This window comes from bacterium, from assembly GCA_035419245.1.
Lineage (GTDB): Bacteria > Zhuqueibacterota > Zhuqueibacteria > Residuimicrobiales > Residuimicrobiaceae > JAKPUX01.
In genome coordinates, this window is sequence record DAOLSP010000002.1 from 154,379 (window position 1) to 169,207 (window position 14,829).

The 14,829-nt window shown below is 61.4% G+C and carries 5 protein-coding genes; 1 reads left to right on the plus strand and 4 read right to left on the minus strand.

The window, feature by feature from the left end; translation table 11 throughout:
* Window positions 1-12 precede the first annotated feature (12 nt).
* The 4 genes from PLH32_04565 to PLH32_04580 all read right to left on the minus strand — a co-directional run bounded on the left by PLH32_04565 (window position 13) and on the right by PLH32_04580 (window position 11,699).
* Window positions 13-1,992 carry a sodium:solute symporter gene (locus tag PLH32_04565; protein ID HQJ63866.1) on the minus strand — a complete coding sequence of 660 codons (1,980 nt, stop codon included), beginning with the start codon at window positions 1,990-1,992 and terminating at the stop codon, window positions 13-15.
* 330 nt (window positions 1,993-2,322) lie between these two features.
* A complete protein-coding gene (locus PLH32_04570) occupies window positions 2,323-10,422 on the minus strand; it encodes an Ig-like domain-containing protein (protein ID HQJ63867.1) in 8,100 nt (2,699 codons plus the stop codon).
* Between the two features lie 342 nt (window positions 10,423-10,764).
* Window positions 10,765-11,358 carry a hypothetical protein gene (locus PLH32_04575; protein ID HQJ63868.1) on the minus strand — a complete coding sequence of 198 codons (594 nt, stop codon included), beginning with the start codon at window positions 11,356-11,358 and terminating at the stop codon, window positions 10,765-10,767.
* A complete protein-coding gene (locus tag PLH32_04580) occupies window positions 11,358-11,699 on the minus strand; it encodes a DUF3467 domain-containing protein (protein ID HQJ63869.1) in 342 nt (113 codons plus the stop codon). Before PLH32_04580 ends, PLH32_04575 begins: the two co-directional genes overlap by 1 nt.
* 375 nt (window positions 11,700-12,074) lie before the next feature.
* On the opposite strand from PLH32_04580, the gene polA reads away from it, so the two are divergent.
* On the plus strand, window positions 12,075-14,780 hold the full coding sequence (gene polA / locus PLH32_04585; GenBank protein HQJ63870.1) for a DNA polymerase I: 2,706 nt from the start codon (window positions 12,075-12,077) through the stop codon (window positions 14,778-14,780).
* Window positions 14,781-14,829: the final 49 nt, after the last annotated feature.

Genomic DNA, 14,829 nt, shown 5'->3' on the forward strand with positions numbered 1-14,829 from the left:
GTGCTCGGGTTCTCACCGGGCGTCGGCGTCGTGACGAACCGTGCCGTCGTCGTTGTGGTCGCGGACACGGGTGTGCAGTTCGGTGAACATGCGGCGCATGTCGCGGAGGCCGCCGGCGGTGAACCAGACCACGACCACACTCGAGATCACGACGCCGACGATCAGGTAGAGATACCAGAAACGCATCCAGCCGCGATCGCTGATCGGGCTGGTCAGGGCCATAATCGTGCCGATGACAAAGGCGGCGAACCAGATAAAGGTCCAGACATAGGTGGCGATGTAGATGATTTTGTCGCCGCGGGTGAACAGCTTGCCCATGCCCAGCATCTTCCATCCCCGGACCGGTTCGGCGGCGGCTGCTATGGCGTCTTCCTTGACCAGATATGGGCCGCGGTGGAGAAGCCGGTCCATGTCATATTCCCGCTTAGGCCCAAAGAGCGAGACGAGGATATAGATGAGGATAGCGCTGGCCATGGCGAGGAACCAGAAAACCTGGCCGTTGATCGCCCCCAGGGTGGCGAGCAGGGGAATCCGCTCTCCAGTAGACGGAAAGGCCTTGAGGATCGAGGGGATGACCGTGCCGCTTACGGCGACCGCCGAGCCGGTGATCATCGCCGCCCAGGCGGCCGCCGTGGTCCCGCGTTTCCAGTAAAGGCCGCCGATGATGACCGTGCCCGAACCGCCGGCGTAAATGGCGCCGGTCACTGCGAAGAAGAGCAGGATGTACTGGGTTTGGCGGAAGATATTGCTGAATGCGAAGACAAAGAGCGCGACGCAGGCGATGGAGAGCCGCAGGATGTTGATATGCTGCCTGGGGGTCAAGGGCGTGCGACGCAGCGGCATCACTACATCCTGGACGAAGATGCTGCCCCAGGAGTGCATATAGGACTCGAGGGTGCTGATCGAGGCCATCAGCATCACCGCGACGAACGCTCCCATCAATCCCTTGGGCAGTAACTGCGTCAAAACCAGGGGCACGGTGAGCTGGCTTTCGATGACAGAATCCTTGACCGTGCCGAGCACGTTATGGACGTGCGCGGCCTGGGCGAAGAAATCGGGATGATGCATAACAGTGTAGGCGGCCACCGGGATGAAGAGCAGAAAGATCACCTGGGGAATACCGCGCCAGTTGGAGAGAACACCAGCCATCTTGGCCTCGTGGGCGTTCCGGGCCGAGCTGTTGAAGCCCTGGGTGCCTTGCCAGGAGAGAACGCTGTAAATGGCGCCGAAGACACCGATGAGAAAATACCAGAAATTAAAATCCTTGGCCTGACTGGTCTTGTAGGGGTTGAGCAGCGAGGCATCCGCCGGGGCGTTTTGCAGGCCGGCAAAAATCTGGTCGAAGGAAAAAAGGGAGAAAAAATAGAGGATGATCAGCACGAAAGTGATGTTGACGAAGGCGCCCTGGATAAAATCGGAGATGATGATCGCCACCTGCCCGCCGGCGAAGACAAAATAGAGAGAAATCGCCAGCAGCAGAAAGACCGTACAAGCGAAAGTGGAAAGGTGCAGGCCGAAGAGAGAGAAGGTATCGGGCAATCCGCAGAAATAGATGAAAAAACGCGCCTCCACCGCCGGGAAAATGCCAAAGTTGATGATACCGGCGGCAACGCCGAGGGCGCCCGAGAAGATGCGGAAATTCTTCGAGTACCGCATCTCGAAGAACTGGGCCATGGTCATGGCGCGGGTTTCGCGGAAGCGGTAGACCACCCAGCCCGATACGGTGATGAAAAGGATCACGACACCCATAGTGAAACCCCACCAGGTCATGGGGAAGCCGGCCTGATAGTTCATCTCAAAATTGGCGATGACGGTGATCGCGCCGAGGGCAGCGATGCTCTGGGAGACACTGATGAGGTACCGTCCGGCGGTGCGCCCCGCGGAGAGATAGTCGGCGACGCTGCGCATGAAGGTCCGGCTAGTATAAACGCTGGCGAAGATGAAGGCAACAACGACGGCGACTATACCCCAGTCCAGCCCGGTGAGGTTCATAGGTTATCCTTTCGCGGCGAGGTAAGGCGGCCTGTCTGCATGGCGGCAGACGGCGGTTTGCGGAAGTTGGCCACGCTTAAAATAGGCAACTGTTGGTTTTTTGTCAAGAAAAAATATCATGGGGAGAGGGAAAAGTACCGCGGAGACCGGATGCCGCCCGCCGGCCTTTGACCACGTCGCACAAGAGGGTACGACCGCCGGATGGGCGCGAGAGTACAGCGGGTGGGCGCGGGAGTAACCGGGGCGGCGACAGAGTATGGGCCTGCGGGCAGGCAGGTGGGTACGAGAAAGTTCGGCCGCCGGGACCATCGGCCCCGGCGCCTGTGCAGCCTATTTGATCAGGAGCATCTTTTTGACAGCCTGAAAGCCCGCGGTAACCAGCCGGCAATAGTAAATCCCGGAGGCCACCCGCTCACCCCTATCATCGCGGCCATCCCAGATGACCGCATGGTATCCCGCCTCGATCCGGCCCGCCACCAACGTCCGGATCTGCTGCCCCAGGGTGTTGACAATCACCAGCTGCACCCGGTCCGCCCGTGGCAGCTGGAACCGCACCGCGGTCGCTGGATTGAAGGGATTAGGGAAGTTCTGCTCCAGACTGTAGCGATCGGGCAACTGCAGCGTCACGGCCACCGGGCCGTGCTGCATACGCGTTCCGCCGCGGCTGAGGTCCTCAAGCATGTAAAAATACCGCGTACCAGCCACGGCGCTGCTGTCCCGGAAAGTGTAAGCGCCATCCTCCCGGCTCGGGAGCAGTCTGGATGTGATTTTGATATACCCCCCGCGTTCCACCGTGCTTCGCAATACATCAAATCCGAGGTTATCGGTCTCCCGGGTCGTACGCCAGCTTATAATCACTCCCTGGTAGGATTCAGCAGCTGCTGAAAAAGCATTCAGCTCGACCGAGGTCCTGATGTCCCACGTTCGCGAGCGGGTCTCCTTGAATCCGTCGGAGGCGATGACATAGACCTGGTGGGGGCCCTTGCCGTATCGGCTGGCGCTCAGTTCGAAGCGCGGACCGCTGGCTTTGGCCGTGCCGTCGACATACCAGGTGAAGGTTATGGGGTCGCCATCGTAATCGCTCGCTGCACAGGTGAAAATCTGGGTCGCGCCCTCGGCGAGCGGTGGCGGGTCGCCGGCGGGATAGAGGGAGGTGAAGACCGGCGCCGAATCCCCGATCACACTGACCAGAAGCGAGTCGACATCGAAGCCGCCGCGGCCGTCATGAACCCGCAGGTTGAGCTGATAGCTGCCCTTTTGGCGCACGGTCGGTTTCCAGGTGAACACCGCGCCCAGAGTGGTATCCAGGCTGGCATTGGCTACCGCGGGAGCGAGCTGGGCTGTGAAATGCAGACGGTCGCCGTCCCCGTCTTCGGCCCACAGGGTGAGCGCGAAGGATTTGTTGTACTCGATACGCACGGGCTGGGCCGGGAGATTGATAAAGTTGGGGAAGCTGTTGAGCACGCCCAGCGCGGTGAACTGCAGGGGGCTATTGTGCAGCCCAAGCCTGAAGGCCCGCAGGGTGTCGGTTTTAGGCTTGGCCGCCAGGATCCAGCGGCAGGCCGCCAGACCCTTCCCGTCGGTGATGACGGCGGGGGTCAGGACCTGACCGCTGCTGGCGCTGGCCACGAACTGCACCGTGGTGCCCGGCACACGGTTGCCGTATTGATCGGTCACCTGGACAACCGCGGGGTAGTTCAGCTCACGGCCGGCGGTCATCGATTGGTAATCGCCTGCATATTTGTCGAGCCGGTAAGCGGCATCCGGACCAACGGTGATGTAAAAGGCGGCGGATTGGGCTGGCAGTTGCGGCGCGGTGGCGATGTAAACGTACTCGCCGGTCAAGGTCGGCAAGACCGGCTGCAGGCGGACGATGCCGTTGAGGTCGGTCCGCATCGAGTCGATCAGGGTCTGGCCGCCGCCGGAGGGATCAGCACGGCGGAAAAGGACCAGAACCCTGGCGACGCCATTGCCGTAGGAATCGGTGACGCGCGCCTGCATCGGTTCCGGAGCCGTTTTGCCGGCGACGCCCTCCTGGTTGTTGCCCGCATAGAGCTCGATCTTTTTCGCCCCCTCGCCGCTGCCATAAGCGATGAAACTGGCCGAGAGTGTCGTGCCGGTAATCTGGGCGCTGATGAGTTGCGGCGGTTCTCCCGCACGATAACCGAGTTTGTAACGCGCGCTCGCTTGACCTAGATAATCGGTCAGCACCGGATTGACGGAAGTGATGGCGGCACCGGAGTCCTGTGCCGAGAAACGAATGGCGACGTTCGCGACCGGATCGTTCTTGCTGTCGAGCACCTGCACCTGCAAGGGGACGGGCAGTTCGCTTCCCACCTGGCCCGATTGGCCATCGCCGCCGATCTTGTGGACCCGAGCCGGGATGCCGTTGACTACAGTGGCGATAAAATTGACCTTGGCGTTCACCAGTTGGGGATGGCTGCTGCTGGCCTGCACCACCGTGGCCTCCCCGACTTTTTGGCCGGCGATAAGATGCGCGCGGGCGATACCCGACGTGTTCGTGCTCGTGACCAGGGTAGCGAGGCGGGATTCGAGAAGGTAGCCGCTGCCGGAGGTCAGCGTGAAGGTGACCGGAACGTGGGCGACCGGGTTTTGCAGGGCGTCGGTCACCAGGACGGCGAGGGAATCATGCGCCAGGGTGCCGGCATTGACCGTGATCGCGCTGCTCGAGAAGGCCGCCAACTGCTTCGGAGGACCCGCCAGAAATGTGAGCTGTGCAGACGCGACCGTCACCCCGCTGTCGCTCAATTTGACGAGGATCGTCTTCGCGCCGGAGCGGCTGGAGCGGACAGTGCCGGTTACCTGGCCAAGGGCATTGGTCAGCTGGCCCGGCTGCTCGAAGGTCAATCCCAGATCAGCGGAGGTGAACAGGAGCTGTTTGCCAGGGACCGGGTTGGTGAAGCTGTCTTTCAGGGTGACGGTGAGCCGGCTGGTGGAGAGGTTGTCGGCGGTGACCGAATCCGTGGCGGTCAGTTTGCAGGCCGGGGCCCAGGGCGCGCCCGGCGTCACAGTCGCCAGAACGACGAGCGGCGAATTGGCCAGCCCGCCGGCGTCGATCTTGAGACTGTTGATCTGGGTACCGGTCTTGCCGCCGAGAATCCAGCTCGCTTCAGCCTCGCCGCTGATGGGGTCGGTGTTCAGGGTGAGCCATTTGATCCCTGCTGCGCCGATGGCGCTGTAGCTGTCACTGACAGAGAACTGGACCGGATGGCCTCCGACCGGCTTGCCTTCGGTGTTGAGCGTCCGTACCTTGATCACGACGCTGCCGCCGGCCGGACCGGTGATGGAGGTGCCGTTGAGCAGCACGAGGCTCTTGGCCGGACTAGCCAGCCCTTCGATGAGGATATCGACCGGCGAACCAACGAGGGCTGCGCCGTTGAATCGGGCCTCCGCGCGCACGTGGTTCGAGCCGCGCAGCGGGCTGAGGAGATAATGGACTGCAGCGTAACCGTTTGCGTCGGTATTGACCGTCTGGCTCAATGCGGTGTCGGCTAGGCTGGAGGTGAAAAGTTTACCCTGCTGCCCGACGGTAGTAGGATATTTGACGCTGAAAAGGACGGGCTGGCCCGGGACGGGATTGCCGAGCCGGTCGACGATCCGGACCTTGATGGGACGCGCCAGAGGCTGGTGAACCACCCCGGTGTCGGTCGCTGCGGAGACGCGCTGCAAGGTCACCGGATCCTGGGCCGCTGCGGTGGCGGTGAAGGTCAGCGGTGATCCCCGCAGGGGGCTGCGCTGAAAGGCTGCGGTGGCAACCAGGGTATTGGAATCGGGCTTGCTGCCCACCGTCCAGAAAGCGGCGGCGACGCCGCGGTTGTTGGTATAAACGGTCATGGTATCGCGCGCCGTTGTCGCTGCGGCACTGCTGACCGTGCCTCCGCCGCGGGTGACCCGGAAGAGCACCGGATGAGCTTCGATCAGGTTGCCCGCCACATCCTTGACCACCGCATAAGCGGTGTAGTTGGCCTGAACCCGGCCGCTCCAGCTTCGATCGCCGCCGTAAAGAAGCTGATCGGCGTCGCCGGCCAATGTAGTGGCCGTGAAATCGAGCGGTAGGATCTCGACATGTCCGCTGACGGTGACGCGGACTACGACATTATTCACGCCGGCCGTGGGGCCGACGCGGAGCCAGGCGGAAGCCCGGCCATTGGCATCGCTGTTTTGATCCAGCTCGCTGGCATCGGCGAATTTGCCCTCGCCCGAGATGACCTTGAAATTGACGATGACGCTCTGGGGTGAGGGATTGCCGTGGAGGTCGCGGACCTCTACGGTCAGGGGCTGCGGCAGGGTGCTGTTGATTTTTGCCGCCATGCCGGCGGCCGGCGTGATCGCGGCGAGATACCGCGGCGCCCCGGATATCACCTTGCCGGTGAATAGGATCGGCGAACCGGTGAGCTGCACAGAACTGTTCACTTTGGCCGACGTGACGGCGATGAGATTGGTGACCGCGGAATTGGTTCCCATCTTGTATTGCACTGTGGCCTGACCGCCGCCGTTGGTGGTCACCTCGACATAGCGGCTCCCGGAAGTGAAGGCGCCGTTGCCGGCATCGGTCACCGTGAAGGCGACGAGGTGACCGGAACGCGCGTTGCCGTACGCATCCTTTACGACCACGGTGAGCGGGACGATCATCTCCGCCTTTTCGCTGAAGGCGATGTCCGATACCGGTTCGATCGTTTCCGCTGGACCGGGAAGCGCCGTGGCTGCGAATTCCAGCGCGGCAATCGCATAGCCCGGCAGCGAGACACGGACCTTCTGACGTTCGATGCCTGCCAGCGTACCGAGCGTGAGCAAGGCTTCCGCTTCGCCGGCAGGGCCGCTCTTTACCTCGACCGAATCACGGGCGTTAAAGGCACCGCCGCCGCTCAGGACCTTAAACCGGACTGGGACGTTAGGCACCGCGGCGCCGAAGGGATTGGTAACCTTGACTTTGAAAGGATTCGCCAGGGCGGTGAGAATCAGCCCCTCCTGGCCCATCCCTGAGACCGCGCTGAGGGCGGTCGCGCGGGGCGGCAGTATGGTGAGATTGGCGAAGACTTTGGCGCCAATACCCAGCCGCGCGTCGGCCTCCGCCTTGATCTGATGCAGGCCGGTCTTGCCGGAGGCGAGGAAACGCACCTCAGCCTGGCCCTGAGCATCGGTGGTAACCGTCGCCGTGGCGGCGCCAGCGAAGGTGCCGCTGCCGGTCACCACGGCAAAGGTCACCGGTTGACCCTCCCGGCCATTGCCGAGACGGTCGCTGACCCGAACCACCAAGGGCTGCGGCAGTTCCTCGCCGGCGTAGCCGCTCTGGTTATCGCCCGAGAGGATGGTCATGATCGTCGGCGCCTCTGGCAGGGCTGAGGCGGTGAAATAGATCGGGGCCCCGGTGAGCGGGACGTTGACGCGAACGACGTTGTTGTTCGTCCCGGCGGAATCGCCCAGCGTCCAGGTGACGCTGGCCTTGCCGTCGCTGTCGGTCGAATCGATCACCGTGGCGGCGGTGTTGTTGAGACGGCCGTTGTTGCGGATGATTTCGTAGCGGACCGGATAGTGGAGAACAGGCCGGCTCTTTTCGTCGAGCACCTGCACCACCAGAGGCTTGGCCAAGGTCTGCTGCACCGTATCCACCTGGGCGTCACCGGATAGGGCACTGATGGAAACCGGGATGCCTTCGCCGGCAACCGCCTGGAAGGTCAACGGCGCGACGCCGGGCTGTTCGGGCAGGGAGGCGGTGATGATGTTGGTGGCGCCCGTATATCCAAGGGTGAAGACGGCGCTGGCAATGCCGGCGCTGTTCGATGAGACGCGGATGCTGTCCTGACGCGAAAAACTGCCGTCGCCTGCTGTCACAGTGAACTGGACCGGCACACCGACACAATAGTTATTGTACTGGTCCTGGAGGAGAACCGCAAAGGCCTTGCTGAGCGTCTGCCCGGCGGCGCCGGTCAGCACGGTCTCCGAAGCATACTGCAGCGCCAGGGGATCGAGGGCGTCGGCATAGAGCGTGAAATTGAGCTCTGAATTGTTGGGCACGGCGGGGGCGGAGGCCTTGATCACCACCGGCCCGGCGGTGGAGCTGAAAGAGACGAAGGTGTAGGCCGATCCCGAAGCATCGGTGATGTTGGAGAAACGCTGGGTGGTCTGGCCGGTTCCGGCGGGGACATAACTGGCGTTGCTGGTCAGCAGCAGCTTATCCAGTTGCAGGCCGGCCTCGCGGTTCTTGAGGGTCAGCTGGACGAATCCCTTCGGGAGAGCCGCCGATTTGGTGGCCAGGACCCACTCCCAACTCTTGTAATTGGTATAGTTGACCTGGATGGTGTCGCCGCCGAAGGTATAGTAGCACGAGTTCTGATTGGCATCGGGGCCATAGCCGCGCAGGTAGAGCCGGTAGGTGCCGGCCTTGGGGATATAGATCTGGTACACGGCCAGGCCGACGTTGCTGTTACCGGCAGCATAGGGGACATAGATATATTCGTTGCCTGAAGCATCAGGACTTCTGCCGCTGACATAGGGGGCGCGCAGGTCGCCGGTTTCCGCCTCAATCCAGATGTTGCCGTTGAAATTGACATCCAGCGAGTCGGTGCTCAGGGTGGCCTGGCCGGAGACGACGCTGAACTGGACCTGGACATCGCTGACCGGAACCTTGTTGGCGTCGACTACGCGCACGGCGAGGGGTTCGGCGAGGCGTCGGGTAACGGTGCCATGTTTGTTGTCGCCGGCGGCGATATACATGGCATCGGCTGCCAGGGGCGGTACTTGGAGGCAGAAATTGTCGATGCTGTTGTTCTGGCCGCCGTAGAGGACGATGCCGGAATAGAGCTGGGAGGCATTGCCCTGGCGCTTCGATTTATCGAAAACCTCGTTCAGATAGACGTTGTTGAGGTAGATGTCAAAGGCATGGCCCGTCGCGGTGCTCGGATTGTATTTGATTTCGAGCACATCCCCAGGCTTGGGATCGGCCGCCGTTGTGGGGAAGGCCGCTGAGGAGAGGTTGGTGGTGGCGACGGTGCCGTTGACGATCTCGGTCAGATAGGCGGTGCGATTGCGGACGCGGACCAGGTAGCCGCTCGCCTGCGCGGTTGGAGCGTTGAGCATCATCGCGATGCCGCTGGCGTTGATGCCGTTGCCGTCGGCGATGTCGGACCACTGCATGGCGGCGCGGACGCCGCGCACGCCGCTGGTATACCGCGCAGCTTTGTAGGTGGCGAGATAATTCCAGCCGGTCGTGGTGCTGCTATTGACGAGTTCACCACGCGTCACATCGATGCGATACGCGGAATGGAGACTCCAATTTGCGGCGAGCGGGTCGGTGAAATCGTCGCAATACTCGGTGTTGGCGGTATCGGCCATATCCACCGGCGGTGAGAAGGAGAGGGGACCCCGGTTGTTCATTTCGTCATAGGTGCGGATGCCAAAGAAGTAGCTGATCCCGGGCACCAGACCCGAGACACTGGCCGACTCGATGTTGCCGGAGGTTTTCGGTTTCGGCAGGGAGACGAGGATGCCCTGGTTGAAATTGGCGGTGGTGAGCTGAAAGGTGGCGTAGCGCATTTCGTAGAGGTTGGCCTGGCCATTGTTGCCGTCGTCGCCGACCGACTGCCAGGTCAGTCCGGCGGTATTGCCATCGAGGGGATTGGCCCCAAGCCAGGAATTGGCCGCAGGCGCCGAGGCGTCGCCGGCGATGACGCCGCGCAGGACCCGGTTGAATTCAGTGGCCATTTTGTTATAGCCGGCGTCGTTGGGATGCACGCCGTCGCCAAGATCGGAGATCAGGACGGTGCTGTTCATGTCGACGATGGTGATCTTGCTGACGAGAAGGCCAGGCGCATTCTCGAAAAACATGCGCTCGATCTCGGCGTTAAATTCGGGCACCTTGGCATCAAGCGAGCCGTTGACGAGGCGCGGGATGATCTTGCAGACGATGATGCGTTTGAGAAAGTCTCCTCTGGTGCCATTGGCCCACTGTGAGGCATAGGCAAGCAACTCGGCAAGTTTTCCGGAGGAGGTCTGTCGCAGGGTGATGCCCGAGTTCTCCGAATAAGGAGCGGCGGCATCATTGTTCATGTTGTTGGTGCCGAGATGAATGAGAATGATATCGGGCTGGTAGGTATTCATGGAGGAGGCAATGTCGCGGCTGCCGGTGCCGAAGCCGCCGGTGTAGAACTCTTCGATCTTGGCGCCGGCGGTGAAATGGCCATTGTAGGGAGAGGCGCCGTCGGGGCCGACGAAGGTAAAATTCACCCCATTCAGCTTGTCATAGAGATAGGGGCGGAAGCCCGCCTGGCTGGTGCTGCCGGTGCCCTTGGTGATCGAGTCGCCGATGGGCATAATTTTCCATTGCGCGGTTAGTCCGGGCGCCCAGCCCGCCACCATGATGCCCAGCCCCACCAGCCAGCTGCGAAGCCGCCAACTATTGAACGAGAACAAAGCACATCCTCCCATACAGGCTGCCCGTGGATTCGGGCATGTCATCACTTGCACAGACTTTTTCCTGCCCCCGGCACAGAGTGGGGGACACGGGGTTGCCCGCAAATTTTGTACCCATCAGGCGAAAAAGCGCGGAAATTTTGGCGGAAGCTACACTATTTCTTCTGTTTTGGCGAGGCCTAACTCATTGAATAACAGCGTGAAGAACGAAGAGTCTCATTTCGGCAGGATGGAAACGACCGGGTCATTGGAAGGGAGCCTCCCATCAGGGCCGGTTTTGTTTCAGGCGTAGACACTCTTGAATCAGGATTGAACAGAAGCAGCGAAACAGAGGCGGGCCGCCTAGAAGAGATAGAGGAGCTTGAAGGTCAGCATGGGTCCGCTGTAGCGGCTGGTCAGGCCCAGGTTCTTATCGAAATTGGTATAGAGGTACTGATATTCGGCGGCCCAACCCCATCGTCGCAGCAGGCGTAGATCGATGCCGGCGCCGATATTCAGGGTATAGCCGCGGTAAGACCACTCCGGGTCGCTGGGGGTCGGCAGGCGGGTGGTTTCCCGGCCAAAGACCGCGGCGGCGCCGTAGGAGACATAGGGGCCGATGGCCGCCGGCTCGAGGAGCTGGTATTTGAGATCCAGAGCGAGATGCCGCAATTCGACACGGTCGGCCTTGTCCATCAAGGTAATCTCCTGCTGCCAATGCCAGCCGCTGAACCGCAGGGCGAAGCCGCCCACCTCGGGGCTGCAAACCGATCCTCCCCAGCTCCATCCGGAACCGGAGACCGGCTGGAGAGGTTTGCTCGGCTCCAGATCGAGGGCGCTCGGTTTCCAGACGCCTGATTGCAGGGAGAGGGAGCCCCGGAAAGGCGGTGACGCAGCGCAAGCGACTGCCGCCGCGATCATCAGCACCAGGGCCATATGCCGGCAGAGCCGCAGCATCAGCGGGCGACCGTCTGATCCGGAGCGTTTTCTTCGGTTTCAGCATGGAATCCCATCGGGACGTTCTCCCTGGACGGTTCAGAATAGATCTTGATCTCGCCGAACTGGGCCTCATATTTGCCGATGTTGTCCTTGAGAGCGTTGAGCAGGGATTTGGCATGCTGCGGCGTCATGATGATCCGCGCATAGACCCGGGTTTTCGGGAGACCCGGCACCATGCGGGTAAAGTCGATGACGAATTCTGCAGGCGAATGGGAGATGACGGCGAGATTGGAATAGATGCCTTCAGCTTCCTTTTCGCCCAGTTCGATATTCAATTGCTGCTGGGGGATTTGGGGCATGGGATGGCCTGCCTTTCTCATGAATTTTGACTGTAAATTTAGCTTAAAAAAACAAAATTCCCAACAGAAATCTCAGCCGGGTGTGCTCCCCGCACTCTGGCACCCACCTGCCACCTTGTGCCCCCATACTCTGATGAACCCCCCGCTGCCTCGCACCCCCCGCGCTCTGAAGCCCACCCGGCGCTGCGCGTCTCGCGCCGGGCAGGACCCGTATCTTGACAGGTCATGAGGAAACGGGCAGCAATTTTTACATTGCAGGTTAAGTGCAATTTATTTACATTCCGATAGGACTAAAACGGCGCCACGAAGCAAAGGTTTCGCTGCCTGGGCCGCTGCTGCCCATTTTCGCGTTCTCTTTCTAAACCGGGATTAACCATGCCGAATTCCGCCGGCCGTAAACGGCTTTTTCTTATTGACGGCGCCGCACTGGCGTACCGCACCTACTTCGCTTTCGCCCGCACTCCCCTCGTCAACTCCCGCGGTGAGCATGTCAGCGTCATTTTCGGATTCGCTCGGGTTCTGCTGAATTTGCTTGAGCAGGAGAAACCGGACCTCGTCGCGGTGGTCTTTGATTCGCCTGAGCCCACCTTCCGCCACGAGATGTATGCCGAATACAAGGCACAGCGCCAGCACATGCCCGAGGACATGGCCGACCAGCTTCCCCGTCTCGAGGAGCTCCTCGAGGCACTTGATATCCCGCTCATCCGCAAACCAGGATTTGAGGCTGATGACATTATGGGCACCCTGGCGCGGCGAGCCGCGACGCAGGGACTGGAAACGGTGCTGGTGACGGGCGACAAGGATCTCATGCAGCTGGTCGACGACCATACTCTGGTCTATTATCCCCACCGGGCCGGGGAAAAAATCGAGTGGCTCGATTCCGCGGCTGTCACCGAAAAAATGGGCGTTCCGCCGAGCCAGATCATCGATTATCTCGCGCTCTGCGGCGATGCCTCCGACAATATCCCCGGGGTGCCAGGCATCGGTCCGGTCGGCGCCCTGGCCTTGCTCAAGCAATACGGCTCGCTCGGGGCGCTCCTCAACCAGGCCGAGCAGATCGAGGCCAAAAAGCATCGCGTGCTATTGCAGGAACATGCCGATCTGGCACGGCTATCGCAAACGCTCGCCACCATCCACTGCGACGTACCCCTGGATATCACGGTCGAATCTCTGGCGGCGCGGCCGGTTCCCGCGGAGAAAGCAGCGGCCTTCTTCCGCAAGATGGATCTGCCCTCCCTGGCCGACAAGTTCAGCAGCCGTGCCGCTGCTGATCATCATTATCATCTGGTGATGGACCGGGCCGGCATGGAAGCGCTCGCGGAGAGATTGCAGCAGAGCGGCGCCTTTGCCTTCGATACCGAAACGACCTCCATCGATCCGATGCGTGCCGATCTGGTGGGGCTCTCTTTCTCCTGCGCTGAGGGGGAGGCCTGGTATGTTCCGGTCAAGGGGCCGGAGGATCTGGCCGCCGCGCATCGCCCCCTGGCGCTGCAGGAGGTTTTGGCCATTTTGCGCCCTGTCTTGACCAATCCGGATCTTCGCAAAAGCGGGCACAACGCCAAATACGATCTCATCGTCCTCGCCCGCAACGGCATCGAGGTGGCCGGACTGGCCTGCGATACCATGGTGGCCGACTATTTGATCAATCCATCTGGATTTCAGCATAATCTCGATTCGGCCAGTCTCGAGCATCTTGGCCTGAAAAAGATCCCGACCACCCAGCTTTTGGGCACCGGCAAGAACCAGCGCACCATGGACCAGGTGCCGATCGAGCAAGTGGCAGAGTACGCCTGCGAGGATGCCGATTATACCTGGCGGCTGGAACAGGTGATGATGCCCAAGATAGAGGCCCTCGGGCTGAGGCCGCTCTTCGACGATGTGGAGGTGCCGCTGATCCATGTCCTCGTGGTAATGGAGCGCAACGGCGTCGCACTCGACGAGCAGCATCTGGCAGCCATGTCGAAAGAGCTCGAACAGGAGCTGGGGGTGATCGAAAACTCGATCTACGAACTGGCAGGGCACGCCTTCAACATCAACTCGCCGAAGCAGTTGGGTGAGATTCTTTTCAATGAACTCAAACTCCCATCGGCGCGCAAGACCAAAACCGGCTTTTCGACCGATGTCGGGGTGCTCGAGGAACTCGCCGGCAAGCATCCCTTGCCGCAGCGCATCCTCGATTACCGTCAGCTGGCCAAGCTCAAATCGACCTATGTCGATGCCCTGCCGCGGCTGATCAATCCCGCCACGGGGCGGGTCCACACCTCCTACAACCAGACGGTGGCCGCCACGGGCCGTCTCTCATCGACCGAGCCCAATCTTCAGAATATCCCGATCCGCACCGAGGTAGGCCGGCGGATCCGCCGCGCCTTCATCCCCGGAGACCGGGAACATCTCATCCTCGATGCCGATTATTCCCAAATCGAACTGCGTATCATGGCCCATCTTTCGGGCGACAAGACCTTGCGCGACTCTTTCCTGGCTGATGAGGATGTCCATGCTCGCACCGCTTCGCTGGTTTTCAAGGTGGCCCAGGACGAGGTCACGCCGGAGCAACGCCGCCGCGCCAAAGAGGTCAACTTCGGCATCATGTATGGCATGGGGGCCTATGGTCTGGCGCAGCGGCTCGGACTGGCCAACGACGAAGCGGAGCAGTTTATCCTCGCCTATTTCGCAAGCTATCCGGGGGTGCAGGAATACATGCTACGCACGGTGCGAGAGGCGCGGCAGAACGGCTATGTCACCACCCTGCTTGGGCGGCGGCGGATGGTGCCCGATATCGCCAGCGACAACCGTCGCATCCGCGAGTTCGCCGAACGCACCGCGATCAATACCCCCATTCAGGGCAGCGCCGCGGACCTGATCAAGGTGGCGATGATTCGTATTCAGAACCGTCTCGAGCAGGAGAAATGCGCCGCCCGGATGATCATGCAGGTCCATGACGAGCTGGTTTTCGAGGTACCGCGCGACGAAATCGAGGCGGTGCGCGCGCTCGTACGCGCCGAGATGGAGGGCGCCATTAAACTGGAGGTGCCGGTCAAAGTCGAAACCGGGGTCGGCAACAACTGGCTGGAGGCGCATTAAAGCGCTCCGCCCAGGCGACGGGGTACCGGGCGGCGGGCTTGCGGTGATG